Origin of the sequence: Methylobacterium sp. CCH5-D2, from assembly GCF_001556475.1 — a bacterium.
Classification (GTDB): Bacteria; Pseudomonadota; Alphaproteobacteria; order Rhizobiales; family Beijerinckiaceae; genus Methylobacterium; species Methylobacterium hispanicum.
On the sequence record NZ_LSIX01001030.1, the window covers coordinates 1 to 15,873 of the forward strand.

At 71.8% G+C, this 15,873-nt stretch carries 18 protein-coding genes, 1 tRNA gene and 1 pseudogene; 10 read left to right on the top strand and 10 right to left on the bottom strand.

Features of this window, described 5'->3' with window-relative positions; genetic code table 11:
• Positions 1-808 (top strand): LysR substrate-binding domain-containing protein (locus tag AX737_RS27950; protein ID WP_066927134.1); only part of this gene is annotated, 808 nt, incomplete at its 5' end.
• Positions 809-866: 58 nt separating this feature from the next.
• A complete protein-coding gene (locus tag AX737_RS27955) occupies positions 867-2,030 on the top strand; it encodes an iron-containing alcohol dehydrogenase (protein WP_066927135.1) in 1,164 nt (387 codons plus the stop codon).
• An 11-nt stretch (positions 2,031-2,041) separates the two neighbouring features.
• Here the strand turns inward: AX737_RS27955 and AX737_RS27960 are convergent, their stop codons facing one another.
• The 3 genes from AX737_RS27960 to AX737_RS27965 form a co-directional block, all read right to left on the bottom strand.
• Positions 2,042-2,299 carry a hypothetical protein gene (locus tag AX737_RS27960; protein ID WP_066927136.1) on the bottom strand — a complete coding sequence of 86 codons (258 nt, stop codon included), beginning with the start codon at positions 2,297-2,299 and terminating at the stop codon, positions 2,042-2,044.
• Positions 2,300-2,605: 306 nt separating this feature from the next.
• Entirely contained in the window at positions 2,606-2,758 is a 153-nt protein-coding gene (locus tag AX737_RS33770) for a hypothetical protein (RefSeq protein ID WP_156454005.1), read from the bottom strand.
• Between the two features lie 95 nt (positions 2,759-2,853).
• A complete protein-coding gene (locus tag AX737_RS27965; protein WP_238230313.1) occupies positions 2,854-3,552 on the bottom strand; it encodes an HAD family hydrolase in 699 nt (232 codons plus the stop codon).
• A gap of 163 nt (positions 3,553-3,715) precedes the next feature.
• Between AX737_RS27965 and AX737_RS27970 the strand changes: the two genes are divergently transcribed.
• The gene (locus tag AX737_RS27970; RefSeq protein WP_066927138.1) at positions 3,716-4,036 is read left to right on the top strand and encodes a PetM family of cytochrome b6f complex subunit 7; all 321 of its coding nucleotides are present in this window, start codon (positions 3,716-3,718) and stop codon (positions 4,034-4,036) included.
• Between the two features lie 10 nt (positions 4,037-4,046).
• Here the strand turns inward: AX737_RS27970 and AX737_RS27975 are convergent.
• Positions 4,047-4,511, bottom strand: a pseudogene (locus AX737_RS27975) (PAS domain-containing protein); the annotation flags it as partial.
• A 133-nt stretch (positions 4,512-4,644) separates the two neighbouring features.
• Between AX737_RS27975 and msrA the strand changes: the two are divergent.
• The gene (gene msrA / locus AX737_RS27980; protein ID WP_066927140.1) at positions 4,645-5,301 is read left to right on the top strand and encodes a peptide-methionine (S)-S-oxide reductase MsrA; all 657 of its coding nucleotides are present in this window, start codon (positions 4,645-4,647) and stop codon (positions 5,299-5,301) included.
• A 96-nt stretch (positions 5,302-5,397) separates the two neighbouring features.
• Positions 5,398-5,901 carry a TIGR00645 family protein gene (locus AX737_RS27985; RefSeq protein WP_066927142.1) on the top strand — a complete coding sequence of 168 codons (504 nt, stop codon included), beginning with the start codon at positions 5,398-5,400 and terminating at the stop codon, positions 5,899-5,901.
• Between the two features lie 34 nt (positions 5,902-5,935).
• On the opposite strand, the gene AX737_RS27990 is transcribed toward AX737_RS27985, so the two are convergent.
• Together AX737_RS27990 and AX737_RS27995 are read right to left on the bottom strand one after the other, a co-directional pair.
• Positions 5,936-9,349 (bottom strand): acyl-[ACP]--phospholipid O-acyltransferase, encoded by a 3,414-nt coding sequence (locus AX737_RS27990; RefSeq protein WP_066927144.1) that lies wholly within the window; start codon positions 9,347-9,349, stop codon positions 5,936-5,938.
• Between the two features lie 200 nt (positions 9,350-9,549).
• The gene (locus tag AX737_RS27995; RefSeq protein WP_066927146.1) at positions 9,550-10,905 is read right to left on the bottom strand and encodes an 8-oxoguanine deaminase; all 1,356 of its coding nucleotides are present in this window, start codon (positions 10,903-10,905) and stop codon (positions 9,550-9,552) included.
• A gap of 227 nt (positions 10,906-11,132) precedes the next feature.
• Here AX737_RS27995 and AX737_RS28000 point away from each other — a divergent pair, with 227 nt between their 5' ends.
• Entirely contained in the window at positions 11,133-11,348 is a 216-nt protein-coding gene (locus AX737_RS28000; protein ID WP_066927148.1) for a hypothetical protein, read from the top strand.
• 88 nt (positions 11,349-11,436) lie between these two features.
• On the top strand, positions 11,437-11,697 hold the full coding sequence (locus tag AX737_RS28005; RefSeq protein ID WP_066927150.1) for a hypothetical protein: 261 nt from the start codon (positions 11,437-11,439) through the stop codon (positions 11,695-11,697).
• Between the two features lie 29 nt (positions 11,698-11,726).
• On the opposite strand, the gene AX737_RS28010 is transcribed toward AX737_RS28005, so the two are convergent.
• Complete coding sequence (locus tag AX737_RS28010; protein ID WP_066927152.1) at positions 11,727-11,981, bottom strand: hypothetical protein; 255 nt, start codon at positions 11,979-11,981, stop codon at positions 11,727-11,729.
• A gap of 211 nt (positions 11,982-12,192) precedes the next feature.
• Between AX737_RS28010 and AX737_RS28015 the strand changes: the two genes are divergently transcribed.
• From AX737_RS28015 to AX737_RS34965, 3 genes are all read left to right on the top strand, one after another.
• Positions 12,193-12,462 (top strand): hypothetical protein, encoded by a 270-nt coding sequence (locus AX737_RS28015; RefSeq protein WP_066927154.1) that lies wholly within the window; start codon positions 12,193-12,195, stop codon positions 12,460-12,462.
• 16 nt (positions 12,463-12,478) lie between these two features.
• A complete protein-coding gene (locus tag AX737_RS28020) occupies positions 12,479-13,048 on the top strand; it encodes a DNA-3-methyladenine glycosylase (RefSeq protein WP_066927155.1) in 570 nt (189 codons plus the stop codon).
• A 67-nt stretch (positions 13,049-13,115) separates the two neighbouring features.
• A complete protein-coding gene (locus AX737_RS34965) occupies positions 13,116-13,268 on the top strand; it encodes a hypothetical protein (RefSeq protein WP_197430748.1) in 153 nt (50 codons plus the stop codon).
• Positions 13,269-13,514: 246 nt separating this feature from the next.
• Here the strand turns inward: AX737_RS34965 and AX737_RS28025 are convergent.
• From AX737_RS28025 to AX737_RS28035, 3 genes are all read right to left on the bottom strand, one after another.
• Positions 13,515-13,607, bottom strand: a tRNA-Ser gene (locus AX737_RS28025).
• Between the two features lie 13 nt (positions 13,608-13,620).
• Positions 13,621-14,466, bottom strand: a complete 846-nt coding sequence (locus AX737_RS28030; protein WP_082773344.1) for a glycosyltransferase family 2 protein — start codon at positions 14,464-14,466, stop codon at positions 13,621-13,623.
• Positions 14,467-14,516: 50 nt separating this feature from the next.
• On the bottom strand, positions 14,517-15,873 hold a 1,357-nt coding region (locus AX737_RS28035), incomplete at its 5' end, for an AMP-binding protein (protein WP_066927157.1).

Sequence of the window (15,873 nt, forward strand, 5' to 3'; positions counted from 1 at the left end):
GGAGATGTGTATAAGAGACAGGGCCCTGGAGGAGGGGCTCGACCGCTCGCTGTTCCACCGGAGCAACCTCGGCTACGCGCTGACCGAGGCCGGCGAGGGGCTGCTGGCCACCGCGGAGGCGATGGAGAGCGCCTTCCTCTCGGCGAGTGCCGCGCCGAAGGCCGGGCGCACGGTCTCCGGCACGGTTCGGGTCGGCGCACCGGACGCGTTCGGCAGCGTGTTCCTGGCGCCCCGGACCCACCGGCTGACGCGCCAGCACCCGGACCTGGAGATCGAGATCCTGGCCACCGCCCGGATCTTCAGCCTGTCGAAGCGGGAGGCCGACATCGTGATCAGCCTGTCGAGCCCGCAGCAGGCGCGGGTGGTGACGCGCCGGCTCACCGATTACCGCCTCGGCGTCTACGCCGCGCCGCGCTATCTCGCGGGGGCCGCGCCGATCCGCACGGTGGCCGATCTCGGGCGCCATCCCTTCGTGGGCTACATCGAGGATATGCTGTTTGCGCGCGAGCTTAACTATCTGAACGTGGTGGGCCCGGATACGGTGGCGCGCATCCGCAGCACCAATCTGCTGGCCCAGGTGCACGCGACGCTCTCGGGCGCGGGCCTGTGCATCCTGCCGGCCTTCATCGTCCCGACCTATCCGGGTCTGGTGCCGGTGTTGCCCGACGCGCTCGCGCTCACCCGCGCTTTCCACATGCACGTCCACGAGGACAACCGGAAGGCGCCGCACATCCGCGCGGTCGCGGCCTTCATCGCCCGCGAGGTCGCGGCGGCGCAGGGGCTGTTCTCCGGCGCGGGCGCAGTCTAGCGTCGCCGCCGATCAAGGAAGAGGCCGCCGGACGGGCGGCGCACATGCCGGAGGAACCATGGCCCACGCGATCGCTCTGCCGCGCCTGATGCGGATCGGGGCCGGGGCCTCGGCGCTGCTGCCGGAGGTCCTGGGTCAACTCGGCTTGAAGCGCCCCTTCATCGTCACCGACCCCTACCTCGCGGGCAGCGGGCGGGTGGAGGCGCTGGTCGCGGGTCTGCGGGGCGCGGGGCTGGAGGCCGCCGTCTTCAGCGACACGGTGCCGGACCCGACCGTCGCCTCGGTCGAGGCAGCGCTCGCCGCCCTGCGATCGGGCGAGCACGACTGCGTCGTCGGCTTCGGCGGCGGCAGCCCGATGGACACGGCCAAGGCCGTTGCGGTGCTGGCGCGCTTCGGCGGTGCGATGCAGGGCTACAAGGCGCCGCACCTCCAGGACGCGCCGGGCCTGCCCATCATCGCGATCCCGACCACCGCCGGCACAGGGTCGGAGGCGACGCGCTTCACCATCGTGACGGATTCCGAGACCGACGAGAAGATGCTCTGCATCGGGCTCGCCTACCTGCCGGTCGCGGCGCTGGTCGATTACGAGCTGACGCTCTCGAAGCCCCGCCGGCTCACGGCCGACACCGGCATCGACGCGCTGACACACGCGATCGAGGCTTACGTCTCCAAGCGTGCCAACCCGTTCTCGGACGGCATGGCGCTCTCGGCGATGCGGGCGATCGCGCCGAACCTGCGCCGGGTCTGGACCGATCCCGGCGACCGGGCGGCGCGCGAGGCGATGATGGTCGGCGCGACCCAGGCGGGCATCGCCTTCTCGAACAGCTCGGTCGCGCTGGTCCACGGGATGAGCCGGCCGATCGGCGCGCATTTCCACGTCGCGCACGGACTTTCCAACGCCATGCTGCTGCCCGCGGTCACCGCCTTCTCGGCGCCCGCCGCGCTCGCCCGCTACGCGGCTTGCGCCCGCGCCATGGGGGTGGCGGCCGAAGGGGAGGGCGACGGCCTCGCCGTCGAGCGCCTGATCGCGGAGTTGCGGGCGCTCAACGCCGAGCTGGAGGTGCCGAGCCCCGCCGCCTACGGCCTCAACGCCGCCCGCTGGCGAGAGCTGACGCCGCTGATGGCCCGCCAAGCTCTCGCCTCCGGCTCGCCCGCCAACAACCCGGTCGAGCCGAGCGCGGCGGAGATCGAGGCGCTCTACGGCGAGGTCTGGGCCGGCTGAGGGTCCGGCGCTCAGGCGCTGCGGCGACCCAGGGCGCGCGAGCGCTCCCGCGCGGCCCGCGCGGCCTGCTCGGCGTTGCGGAAGAGGGTGCCGTCGAGGCTGTCGAAGGCGCGGGCGGAGGAGAAGAAGCGCACCCCGTGCCCCTCGGGCACGGCGATCCCGGCGGCTGTCTCGCCCACCTCGATGATGCGGGTCGGAATGGTCTCGCTCTGCGCGCGCACGTCGGCGCGCGCCTCCGCGAACGGGTCGGCGACGAACGGATGGGTCATCTGGCGAATGGCTCCTGCGGGCCGGCGGAGGGCCGGCATGTCTGCGGTGGTAGGGGCGTGAGACGAGGCGATCCCGCTCGGGCGGGAAGCTCAGCGCCGACAGCGACCGTCAGATCGGCCGTGGATACGGGACCGGGCGTGGAGAATGCCAACATACGATAAGGTCACGCGATGTCCTCCTACAGAAGGACCACGAAGCCTTGGATAGAACCATCGACCGCGTGGTGCTTTAGCGTTTGTTATCGCGGCGCAAGCTACGCTCTTCAAATCACCGCGGCCGGAGGCAAGCAGTCCATCCTCCGGCACTCATAAGATGTGGGTGATGCGGTTTCGCGTCAACGGAACGATCTTTTGAAATTCGGGCTCGGCCTGGCACGAAAACGGGCTCAGGCCGCGCTTGGTGCCGGTTTCTGCCAGCCGCGTCGGATCGTGCGACCTCAGGAGGATCGTCGGATCCATCTGACGGGTCTTCCGGAGGGAGCGCCGCGTGGTTCAGGCGCATACCGCTGGACCGTCGAACGAGGGCGTAGGCGGCGCGGCTGGCCGCACCTTCGTCAGGGCGCCTGCGCACCCGCGATGATCCGGACGAGGGCTGGATAGTCGCACACCACCCGCTCGGCGCCCGCCGCGGTGAGGTCGGCGCCCAGCGGGTCGTGGCCCCAGTGCCCGCCGCCCGTGAAGCCGACGACCCGCATCCCGGCCGCGCGCGCGGCGGTGACGCCCGGCACGCTGTCCTCGACGACGAGGCAGGATTCCGGCGCGAAGCCCATGCGGGCGGCGGCGTGCAGGAACAGGTCCGGGAAGGGCTTGCCGCGCGCCACCTCGACCGAGGAGAAGACCCGGCCCTCGAAGAGCGGCAGCAGCCCCGTCAGGCCGAGCGAGTGCCCGAGCCGCACGGGATCGCTGCTCGATGCGACGCAGCGCGGCAGGTCGAGGGCCGCGATCGCCTCGGAGGCGCCCGCCATCGCGCGCAACTCGGCGTCGAAGGCGCGCAGCGTCTCGGCCTTCACCGCCTCGACGAACCCCTCCGGCGCCGCGATGCCGTAGTCGCGGGCGACGTGCTGCATGATCGAGGGCATCGCAGTGCCGGCGAAGCGCGCCCGCACGGTCTCGACGTCGATGTCGACGCCGATCCGGTTGAGCCCGGCCGTGAGGCAGGCGAGGCTGATCGGCTCGCTGTCGACGAGCACGCCATCGCAGTCGAAGATCACCAGGGCTGGCCGCAGGCCGACCTCGTCCACCGTAGGGTTCACCGCATTGTCCTGTGAGGGAAGTCCGCGCCCGTCTCGCACGGGCGCCCCGGCGCCGCAACGCGGGGCGGAAGCCCGCCCGTCTTGCGCTGGTCCCGGCCTGGCCCTACGCCACCGCGTCCGGGCAAGTCCGGGCAGGCCCCGGATCGTCAGGACCCCTCGCGCGATGCTCCGCTTCCTCAGCCGCCTTCTCGGCTTCCTGTGCCTGGCCGGAGGTTTCGTGGCCCTGGTCTATGACGGTGCGCGCTCCATCGCCAACAATGGGCTGCGGGTAACCTCGCTGTCGGACGTGCTCCTCACCCTGTTCAAGGACAAGGCCGCGGGCCTTCAGGCCGCCGTGCAAGACGTCGCGCCCTGGCTCTGGGACCTCGCGGTGCTGCCGCTGACCCTGGCGCCGGCCTCGCTGATCGGCCTCGTGCTGGGCGCGGCCCTCCTCTGGCTCGGACAGCCCTCGCGCGAGCCGATCGGGTTCCTCACCCGTCCGTGAGGCGGGCCTCCGCCGCGGCGAGACGGTCCCTGAGGGCCGCGATCTCGTCGAGGAGCCAGTAGCGCTCGCTCACGTCGAGCTGCGAGGCGAAGAAGTAGCGCAACGCGCCCGAATCGTCGTGGACGGGGCCGACATAGAGGGCGTTGCGGAAGGTCGAGCCGTCCCGGCGGTAGTTCAGCAGGTCGATCGTGATCGCCGCCTCGGCCCGCACCGCCGCGCGGATCCGCGCCACCGCCTCAGGGTCGGTCTCCGGCCCCTGCAGGAAGCGGCAGTTGCGCCCCACCACCTCGAAGCGCTCGTAGCCGGTCAGCGCCAGGAAGGCGCTGTTGGCGAACACGATCGGGTTGTCGAACTGGTGCGGGTCCGTGACGATCATCGGCATCCGCGTAGCGCGCACCGCCGCCGCGAAGGGATCCCCGCGATGCGATTCGCCCTGCAGGCGGTCGAGCAAACGTCCCGGGCCGGCGGCTTCCATGCGCGTGGTCGTCCCCCGTCCCGCTTCCGCGGCAAGCGCGCCGCCGCGGCACCCGTGCCCCCGGCCGCGCTACACGCGCGCGGCCCGCCTCCCCATATCAGGGAACGAACCCGAGAGACCATCGGAGATCCCCATGTTTCTGTTCCGCAAGCGGCCCGAGATGCCGACCGCGGCCGAGGCCCTGCCGGGCCGAGCGACCCCGCTGCCGACGGCCGAGCGGCACTTCGTCAACGGCCACCCGCTGAAGGGTCCCTATCCGGAGGGCATCGAGACGATCGTGCTCGGGCTCGGCTGCTTCTGGGGTGCCGAGCGCCGCTTCTGGCAGCTGCCCGAAGGCGTCTTCGTCACCGCCGTCGGCTACGCGGGCGGCCTCACGCCGAACCCGACCTACGAGGAGGTCTGCTCCGGCCTGACCGGGCACAACGAGGTGGTGCTGGTGGCCTTCGACCCGGCGGTGCTGCCGCTCGAATCGGTGCTGCGCACCTTTTTCGAGAGCCACGATCCGACGCAGGGAATGCGTCAGGGCAACGACGTCGGCACGCAGTACCGCTCCGGCATCTACACCAGCGGTCCGGCCCAGGAGGAGACGGCGCGCGCCGTGCGCTCCGCCTACGCGAGCGCCCTGAAGGCGCAGGGATTCCCGGACGTCACCACCGAGATCGTGCCCCTCGAGACGTTCTACTTCGCGGAAGGCTATCACCAGCAGTACCTCGCCAAGAACCCGGGCGGCTATTGCGGCCTCGGCGGCACCGGTGTGACCTGCCCGGTCGGAACCGGCGTGGCCGCCTGAGGAGGCCGCGCGGGCGCGCCCCGCCAAGCTTCGTCTTGCCGCTGTCGCCGCCCCGTGCGACATCCCGCCCGTTCACACGGGCGGGAGAGGATCGAGGTGTTGGAACGCGCGTTCGAGCGAGCCCTGTTCGCCTGCCGCTGGCTCCTGGCGCCGTTCTACGCGGCGCTGGCGATCGGGCTCGTCGTCCTCTTGGTCAAGCTGCTGCAGGAGCTCGGCCATTTCATCCTGCACGCGTGGGAGTCGAACGAGTCCCAGACCATCCTCGGCGTTCTGACGCTGGTCGATCTCTCCTTCACCGCATCCCTGCTGATCATCGTGATGTTCTCCGGTTACGAGAACTTCGTCTCCAAATTCGACCACACGGACCACAAGGACTGGCCGGAGTGGATGGGGACGATCGACTTCACGGGCCTCAAGCTCAAGCTGATGTCGTCGATCGTGGCGATCTCGGCGATCCAGCTCCTGAAATCCTTCATGGACGTGAAGGCCTACTCGGATCGCGAGCTGTACTGGCTCGTGGGAATCCACATGGTCTTCGTCGTCTCGGGGATCCTGATGGCGCTGACCGACCGGATCGCTGCCGGCCACCACGACAAGTAGGTCTCGCCGGCCCCGCTCCCGCCGGGGCCGGCGCTCAGGCCGCCGCGGAGGTCTCCGCACGCTCGCGGGCGAGCTTGGCGACCGCGACCTGATCGACCTTGCCGGTGCCCAGCATCGGGACGCGGTCGAGCACCACCACCTCGGCGGGCACCGCGATCTCGGGCGCGCCGCGGCTCTTGGCGAAGCTCTGGTAGGCCGCCCGCGTCGCGTCCCTGGCTTCCGTGAACAGCACCAGCCGCTCGCCCTTGCGGGCGTCGGGAAGCGCCGCGACGGCGCTCGGCGCCTCGGGCCAGAGGTCGGCGGCCAGCGCCTCGACCGAGGCGAGTGACACCATCTCGCCCGCGATCTTCGCGAAGCGCTTGGCCCGGCCCTTGATCGTCACGAAGCCGAGCGGGTCGATCGCGACGATGTCGCCGGTGTCGTGCCAGCCCTGCGGCGGCGCCTCCAGCACCCCGGGCCGCTCGCTGCGCAGGTAGCCCAGCATCACATTGGGACCCCGCACGGAGAGGCGGCCGCCCTCCTCGATGCCCGGGACCGGCTCCAGGCGCCACTCCATGCCCGGCAGGAGCCGACCGACCGTGCCGAAGCGGTTGAACATCGGCGTGTTGAGCGCCACCACCGGGCCGCACTCGGTGACGCCGTAGCCCTCTAGGATGCGCAGGCCGAACTTCTCGCCCCAGGTCTGCCGGGTCGAATCCTTCACGGGCTCGGCGCCCGCCACGACGTAGCGCAGGGAGCGCAGGTCGTAGGCGTTGGCGGCCTTCGCGTAGCCGCGCAGGAAGGTGTCGGTGCCGAACAGGACCGTGGCGTTCGAGCCGTAGATCAGCTCCGGCACGATCCGGTAGTGCAGGGGCGAGGGGTAGAGATAGACCGGGACCCCTGACACCAGCGGCAGCACCAGCCCCGCGGTCAGTCCGAAGGCGTGGAAGACCGGCAGCACGTTGAAAACCCGGTCACGGGGGCCGAAATCGATCCGTGCCGCGACCTGCACGGTGTTGGCCAGCATGTTGCGGTTGGCCAGCACCACGCCCTTCGGGGCGCCCTCGCTGCCCGAGGTGAACAGGATCGCGGCCGGGTCGTCCCCGCGCCGCGCCACGAGCGGCGCGCGCCGCGCCAGGAGACCGCGGATCTTGTCGCCCGTGGCGATGGTCGCCCGCACGTCCTCCAGGTAGACGATCTCGACCTGCGCCCCGACCGCCTCGACGACGGCCCCGAGCCGGCCCTTCTCGATGAAGGCGCGGGAGGTGAGGATCTTCGAGACCTCCGCCGCCCGGCAGGCCGCCAGGATGTTGGCCGCGCCCGCCGAGAAGTTGATCATCGCGGGCACGCGGCCCGAGGAGTTCAGCGCGAAGAAGGTCACGGCCGCCGCGTTGGCATTCGGCAGCATCACGCCGATCGCCTTGCCCTCCGGGCAGAGCGGCATCAGCTTGCGGGCCAGGATGTTGGCGCCCATCACGAGGCGGCCGTAGGTGAGCCTGCCGGTGACCGGGTCCTCGACCGCCGTGCGGCGCCAGCCGTGGCGCTCCCCGGCCTCGCAGAGCGCGGCCATCGCGCTCCGGTCGAAGTCCGTGGTGCGGAAGACGAGATTCGACATGATGCCGTAGAGGGCGGCCCCCGCCGCCTGCCGGCGCGCCTTTCCCTTGAGCGCCGGATCGACTTCCAGCCGCACCGGCTCCTCGATCGTTACGGTCACCTTCGGCCACCAGCGGCGGCGCACCTGATCGCGGGCGAGCCGCGAGAACAGCGTGCGCTCCAGGCCCTCGATGCGCACCGGCACCACCATCGCGCCGGACTTGTCGGCGATGAGCCCGGCCCCGTCATAGACCTTCATCAGGCTGCCCGTGACGGTGAGCCGGCCCTCGGGGAAGATGATCAGGGTCTCGCCGCCCTTGACCGCGTTGATCAGCGTGCGGGTGGCGAGCGGCCGGGTCGGATCAAGCGGCATCGCCTTCGTGACCTTCAGGAAGGGCTTCACCCACCAGCGCTGCGCGATGCCGTGGTCGATGGCGAAGACCGGCTCGGTCTCGAGGAGCGAGAGGGCCAGCGGCGCGTCGAGGAACGAGACGTGGTTCAGCGCCACGATCGCGTTCGGCCCGGCCTTCTCGACGTTCTCCAGGCCCCGCACCTCCAGCCGGTAGAAGGCCCGGAACAGGATCGAGAGCGCGTCGCGGAACGGGCTCGTCGGCAGGGTGGCGAAGACCACCACGCCGACCGCGAGGTTCAGCACGGCGATGAGCGCCAGCAGGCTCGGAATCGAGACGCCGAGGCCCTGGAGCGCGGCCAGCGCCAGCGTGCCGGCCACCATGAAGGCGGCGGTGAGCACGTTGACGGCGCCGATCACCCGGGCCCGGCGCGCCTTGTCGGTCCAGGCCTGCACGGCCGCGAAGGGCGGCACGATGTAGAGGCCGCCCGCCACCGCCAGCCCCAGGAAGTCGATCGCCGCGCGCAGGCCGCCCGCGGTGCCGAGGAAGCCCAGCGCATCGAGCGCCTCGCCCGAGGGCGGCGGCAGGTGCGAGACCGTCCAGGCAAGGTCGAGCCCGAACACGCCCATCAGCACCGCGCCGACCGGCGTCGGCAGGAGCACGATCCGGCCGCTGGCGAGCCAGGAGGCGAGTCCCGAGCCCAGCGCGATGCCGACCGAGAACAGGGCGAGCAGCAGCGTCACCACGGTCTCGCTGCCGTGGAAGCGCTCCTTCACCAGAACCGGCAGCAGGGAGAGCACCACGACGCCGACGAGCCAGAACCAGCTCACGATGACCGAGCCGCGCCACAGGCGCGTGTCGCCCCAGATGTCGCGCAGGAGCGCCACCGTGGAGCGCAGCACGTTGCGGTCGATGGCGAGGTCGGGCGCGCCCTCGCCGGTCCTGGGGATGAGGCGGGCCGAGAGCCAGCACAGCACCGCGAAGATCATGATCAGGCCCGCGAAGGCGAGGCCGGTGCCGCCCATGGCGCTGGCGAGCCCCGCCGTCATGGTGCCGAGCAGGATCGCCAGGAAGGTCGCGCCCTCGACCAGCGCGTTCCCGGCGGGCAGCTCCGCGCGGCGCAGGTGATCGGGCAGGATGCCGTACTTGATCGGTCCGAACAGCGCCGCGATCACCCCGAACAGGCCGAGGGCGACGAACAGGATCGGCACCGAGTGCAGCACGAAGCCCAGAGCCGCGGCGCCCGCGGCGAAGATCTCGGCGAATTTCAATCGCCGCGCCATGATGGCCTTGTCGTAGCGGTCGGCCAGTTCGCCGCCGAGGCCCGACAGGATGAAGAACGGGCCGATGAACACGGCACTCGCCAGCGTGACGAGGACGCCCGCGTTGCCCCCGGCGGCCTCGCCGACCTTGAACAGGATCAGGAAGGCGAGCGCGTTCTTCAGGAAATTGTCGTTGAAGGCCGAGAAGAATTGGCACCAGAACAGCGGCGCGAAGCGCCGCGCGGTCATCAACGCACGGAACATGGTGGTCTCCCGGTCTGCGCCATGGTTGGACCAGGGCGCGCGGCGGCGTCAAATCCGGGCCTTGGCGGCGGTCTTGCCGGGGCGGTCGGGATCGCGACGTGAACGATGTTCATGATGCCTCGCCGGCGTCGGGCCGCAAGGGCCCCAGTCGCCGGCCGGTGCGGCCTCGCACGGGGAGCCGGGCGTGCCCTGGCGCCCCCTCAGGCCGCGCCGAACAGCTCGCGCGCCACGCGCCCGTGCGCCTCTCGCAGGGCCCGGACGTCGATGCCGAGCGGCTCGCCGTCGATGACCCGCCAGCAGCCCGCGACCATCACCCGGTCCGCCCGGTGCGCGCCGCAGAGGACCAGCGCCGCGAGCGGGTCGTGCGCGCCGGAGAAGCGCAGCTCGTCCAGCGTGAACAGGGCGAGGTCGGCCTCGAGCCCCGGGGCGATGCGCCCGATGTCGTCGCGCCCGAGGCAGCGGGCCGAGCCCTCCGTCGCCCAGCGCAGCGCGTCGAGATGGGTGACCGCCTCGGCCCCGTAGGTCAGGCGGTTCAGCATCAGGGCGTGGCGCACGCCCTCCATCAGGTTCGAGCTGTCGTTCGAGGCCGAGCCGTCGACGCCGAGGCCGACGGGCGATCCCGCCGCCTCCAGCTCGCAGGTGCGGCAGCGGCCCGAGGCCAGCACCATGTTGGAGGTCGGGCAGTGGCAGATCCCGACACCGGCGGCCCCCAGGCGCGCCACCTCGGCATCGTCGAAATGGATGCCGTGGGCGAGCCAGGTGCGCCCGGAGAGCCAGCCGACCTCCTCAAGGTAGTCGACCGGGCGCTGGCCGAACAGTTCGAGGCAGTAGGCGTCCTCGTCCAGCGTCTCGCCCAGATGGGTGTGCAGGCGGCAATCGCGCAGGTCGGCGAGGCGCGCGCTCTCGCGCATGAGCCGCTTCGTCACCGCGAAGGGCGAGCAGGGGGCCAGCGCCACCTGGACCATCGCGCCGGGCCGGGCATCGTGGAACAGGTCCAGCACCCGCTCGCTATCGGCGAGGATCGCGTCGTCGTCCTGCACGAGCGTGCCCGGCGGCAGTCCGCCCTCGTCCTGCGACAGGCTCATCGAGCCGCGGCTGACGCAGGCGCGTATGCCGAGCGCCCGGGCCTCGTCGACCTGCACGTCGACCGAATCCTCCAGTCCCCGCGGGAAGAGGTAGTGGTGGTCGCCCGCCGTGGTGCAGCCGGAGAGCAGCAGCTCCGTGTAGGCGAGCCGGGTCGCGAGGCGGAACGCCTCCGGGGTGATCCGTTGCCAGACCGGATAGAGCGCCTGCAGCCAGGGGAAGAGCGGCTTGTCGAGCGCCGCCGGATGCGCCCGCGTGAGCGTCTGGAAGGCGTGGTGGTGGGTGTTGACGAGGCCCGGGACGACGACGTGCCGCCCGGCCTCGAAGACCGCATCGACGGGCGCGGCCGGCGCGCGGCCGGCGGGCACGCACTCGGCGATGCGCGTACCCTCCACCACGATGCCGCCGCCCGCCCCCGCGGCCAGGATGGCGAGCGGGTCGCGGATCCAGAGGCGGCGCGGGGTCTCGGTCATGCGCGGCGTCCTCCCTGGGGCGCGGCTTCGCCGGCCCGATGCTGCCGCGCCCAGCCGTAGCGGAAAGCGGTGCGGACATCGACCTTCATGCAACAGCGAACGAAAACCTCTGCGCGCCCGCGATATTGGGATGGCACGGTGCTTGCCAGCAGAAAATCGGGCCGCAATACTGCTTACGAGAAACGGCCACGGGAGGATTCGCCCTGTCTCGCACAGGGAGAACCGTCTTGCTCTACGGGCTCTACTTCCTCACCTGCCTGGCCGACAACCCCGGGCATTGCGTCACGCGGGTCCACCTGTTCAGCGACGAGGTACAGACGCCGCAGCAATGTCTCTCGGTCGCGCAGCCGCAGATGGCCGCGTGGCAGAGCGCCCACGGCCGCTGGCGCGTCACGCAGTTCCGCTGCGGCCGGCCGCCGAAGAGCGACGGAACGCGCATCTGAGCCCGCGCGATCGCCCCGCAGAAGCCTTCGGGCGCGATCGATCAGCGCACAACGTTCCGGCATGGGAAGGTTGTGATATGATGCCGCCATGGCACGCCGCGTTTTCTGCCGGATCGTCGACAGGCCCGATGGCCTGTTCGACGTCACCGCCACGATCGAGCCCGACAAGACGTTCCGCCGCGAGGGGGTCGCCTCGCTCGCCGAGGCGGAGCGCTGGATCGAGGGTCTGCGCACGTTGATGACGGCGCTCGGCGCACCCGTCCTGCGCGCCGACATCGCCGAGGGGGAGGCGGCGGACGACCCCGCACGCGCCGGGACGGAGCGCCTCGACAGCGGCGCGGGGTCGTAGGGATCGAAACCGCGCGGCCGGACGGAGGGTCACATCTGCTCGAGGAACGGCCGGAAGTTCTCCAGCCACGCCCGCAGCCAGGCCTCGCAATGCTGCTGCGCGGCCTCGGCGCTCGGCGCGTGGCCCCATACGTCCTCGGCGAGCGGGCTCCACCACGTCCAAAGCCGGTTCGAGCCGTCGTACTCGCAGATCCCGACCTCGATCTGGCCGACCCGGCCGACGAGGCGGCGCAGCGGGATGCCGGCGACGTCGGAGGCGGTCCAGGCGATGCGGCTCTCGGGCATGTCCGGAAACGGCCGGGGCGCCGGTCCGGTTCGCCGGTCCGGCGCACCCGATCGGCCCGCCAGCCTTTTCGGCCTCTCCTTCCTCGGCGGCCCCGGCCGGGTTTCGGGTCCGCGGGGCGGCGATCCGCCCGGGGCGCCGCGGCGGAACCCCGCGGGGGCGTCCGGCGCTGGTCGAGGCGGCCCGCCGCGGCCGGAGACTGGAGGTGGCGAGATGCCGACGCGCCTGTCCGAGGAGGAGCCCCGCCTGGGCGAGAGGGCGCCGGGATGCCGGACCGTCACGATAACCCACGAGCCTATCCTCGTTCTCTGCCGGGTGGGGCAGGGCGCCCTGCAGGACGCCCGCGGACCGTGGGAGGGCAATGCCATGGCGATCTTCCGCGCCCACGGGGACGCGGTCGTGGCCAGCGCGATCGCTACGTCCGCGCGGGCCGGCGTCGAGGGCGGGGTCGTCGCGCTCGCGGCGGCCGATCTCGGTGCCTGAAGCGCGGGCCCGGCCCATGGCACCCGACTTCTTCGCCCGCAACGCCGCCGCGGTCGCGCCGGAGCTCATCGGCTGGCGGCTGCTCGTCGACGGGGTCGGCGGGTCGATCGTCGAGACCGAGGCCTACGACCGGAGCGATCCGGCCTCGCACAGCTTCGCGGGGCCGACACCCCGCAACGCCAGCATGTTCGGGCCGCCGGGGCACGCCTACGTCTACCGCTCCTACGGCATGCACTGGTGCCTCAACCTCGTCTGCGAGCCGGGCAGCGCCGTGCTGATCCGCGCGCTCGAGCCGACGGACGGATTGGAGACCATGCGGGCCCGCCGCGGCACCGAGGCGCTGCGGCTGCTCTGCGCCGGTCCCGGCCGGCTCTGCCAAGCGCTCGCGGTCTCCCGCGCGCAGGACGGGCTGCCGCTGGACCGCGCACCGTTCCACCTCGATCCGCCGGGCGGGGCCGTTGCGGTGGCGGCGGGCCCGCGCATCGGCATCACCCGCGCCGCTGGGACGCCATGGCGCTTCCTGCTCGCCGGCTCCCGCTTCGTCAGCCGGCCGCTGCCTCGCACGCCCCGCCCGCCCGCCGCGTGACCGGTGTCGGATGGACATGGACGGATGGGCATGGAAGTCTTCGGCCGGGAATGGCATGGATGCGCGCATGAACCCCGTCGCCATCGCCGTCATGCTCGGGATCCTGGTCGCCTGGGCGGGGCTGCTCGCCGCCGCGCTCTATCTCGGCAACCCGCTCCTGCTCGCGATCTTCGCCGTCGTCTCGGTGGCGATGTTCATCCGCTGGGACGTGTTCGGCTGATCCCCGCGGTTCTCTCGGCGGATTCCCTCGTCCCCAGGAAACCCGGAGCGATTCACAGTCCTTGGCGCGAACGCTCGGCCAATCGCAAGCTTCGGGAATGGCTAGGCCCAACGCTGAGCCTCGCCGAAGCGAAGATCGTTCGACAGCGTTCGCCGTGAACCGCTACAAGATGTAGGCCAACCTGTGGGCTGAACGGCCTGCACGTCGCCAAAACGGTAGGCGGATCAATTATTGAGCGAAAGGTAGTGGCGGAGACGGAGGGATTCGAACCCTCGATACCCTTATTAGGGGTATGCTCATTTAGCAAACGAGTGCCTTCAGCCTCTCGGCCACGTCTCCGGCGCTGATGGCTCTACGGGTTCGGCCCGTTCCGGTCAAGCGGGGCCCGCGGGCTACCAGCTGCCCAGCGCGGGTTGCCCGCGGCGGCGCGGCGGCGGCGCTCGTAGTGCTTGGCGACGCGCAGATGCCGCGAGATCGCGTAGTTCATCGCCGTCAGGAAACCGTAGGTGCCGCGCGCGAAGTGGCGCCGGCCGAGATAGGCCTTGAGGAAGTTGCCCGGCAGCTCCACGAAGACCCGCCAGACGGGGATCGTCACGCCGCGCGCCTCGAGGTCGTCGGCCTGCTGGTCGGAGTAGCGGTTGAGCTTGATCAACTGGTCGCCGAGCGAGCGCACGGAGAAGTGGTGGACGCGGGCCCGCAACAGCCCGGGCTCGATGCCGGGCCTCAGCTCGACCCGGTCGTGGACGGGGGAGGGCGCGTAGCGGCCGGCATCGAGCCGGTAGAGCCGCACGGGGGTGAGCGTGTAGGCCCAACGGTGGGGCCGGCTCTCGCCAGGGAAGATCTCCGCGATGGCCAGCCGCCAAGCGGGCCGGGCGGGCTCGCCGGCGGCGAAGAGCGCCCGGATCTCGGCGGCGAGCGCGGGCGGCACCACCTCGTCGGCGTCGAGGTTGAGGAGCCAGGGATGGCGGCACTGGGCTTCCGCGAAGCGTTTCTGCGGGCCGTAGCCCGGCCAGGGATTGTGGATCACCCGGGCGCCGAGGCTCTCGGCCAAGGCTTGCGTCCCGTCCGTCGAGCCGGAATCCACTACGACGAGGTCGTCGGTGAGGTCGGCCACCGCCCGAATCACGGCGCCGATGCGGTCGGCCTCGTTCTGGGCGATGATGAAGACGGAGAGCGGAAGCGGGGCGGATCCGGACATGGACTCCGCCCTAGCGGCGCCCCCGCGGGCGGGCAAGCGCCCGACAAGCCTCAGGCGGCCGCGGCCTCGGGCAGGCGCTTCCTCTGCACCTTGCCGTTCGGCGTGCGAGGGAGGCTTGCCAGGAAGCGGATCTCGCGGGGGCACTTGTAGGCGGCGAGCCGCTCGCGGCACCACGCCAGCAGCGCCTCGGCGTCGGGCAAGGCCCCCGGCTGCAGCACCACGAAGCCGCAGATCACCGAGACGTCGGCCCGCACGCGCAGCTCGCTCACGCCCACCTCGGCGACGTCCGGGTGCAGGGCCAGCACGCCCTCGACCTCGTTCGGGGAGACGCGGTAGCCCATCGCGTTCATCAGGTCGTCGGCCCGGCCCTCGAACCAGAGGTAGCCCGCCGCGTCGAGCCGGGCGAGGTCGCCGCCGCAGAACCAGTCGCCGCGGAACACCGCCGCCTCCTCGTCGGGCCGGTTCCAGTAGCCCAGCATCAGCCCCGGCTCGGAGCGGTGGACGGCGAGCAGCCCCGTCTCGCCCGCCGGCAGCGGCTCGGGGTGGCCCTCGCGGGGCAGGATCGCCACCCGGCGCCCCGGCTGGGGCCGGCCCGGCGAGCCCGGCCGCACCGGGGTGGTGGGCCCGCTGGACACGTAGGTCGAGACCTCGCTCATCCCGAGCGCCTCGTAGAGCGGCTTGCCCGTGGCGGTCTCCCAGGCCTCCAGCAGGTCCACGGGCAGCGCCTCGCCCGCGGTGCAGCCGTGGCGCAGGCGCGAGAGGTCGTGCGCGCGGAGGTCGCCGTATTTCAGGATCTGCCGGTAGAGGCTCGGCACCGCGGCGAAGATGGTGGCGCCCTGCTCGGCGATGAGCCGCGGCCAGACGCCCGGGTCGCGCGGCCCGTTGTAGAGCACCGCGGTGGCGCCGGCCGCCCAGGGGTCGGTGATGCCGACGCCCAGCGTGTAGGTCCAGTTCATGGTGCCGGCATGCAGCATCACGTCGGTCTCGGAGAGGCCGAGCCAGTGCGCCAGCATCGGCCTACGGCCCCAGATGGTGCGGTGGGCGTGCAGCACGCCCTTCGGCCGGCTGGTGGTGCCGGAGGTGTAGACGAGGGTGGCCGGGTCGTCGGCGGCGGTGTCGGCGTAGTCGGCGAGCGGCGCGTGGCCCTTGAGCCGGGCGATGTCCTCCGGCCCGAGCAGCAGGCGGTCGCCGAGGTCGGCGGGCTCGATCCGGCAGCCGCCGGCCAGCGCCACCGCGCGGGCCCCGGAATTCTCCATCAGGAAGGCGGCCTCGGCCGGCGTCAGCTGCGGCGAGGAGGGCAGGGCCACCAGCCCGGCCGCGAGCGCGCCGAAGTAGGTCAGCACGTAGTCGGCCTCGTTGCCCATGCGGATCATCACCCGGTCGCCCGGCACAAGCCCGAGCCCGAGG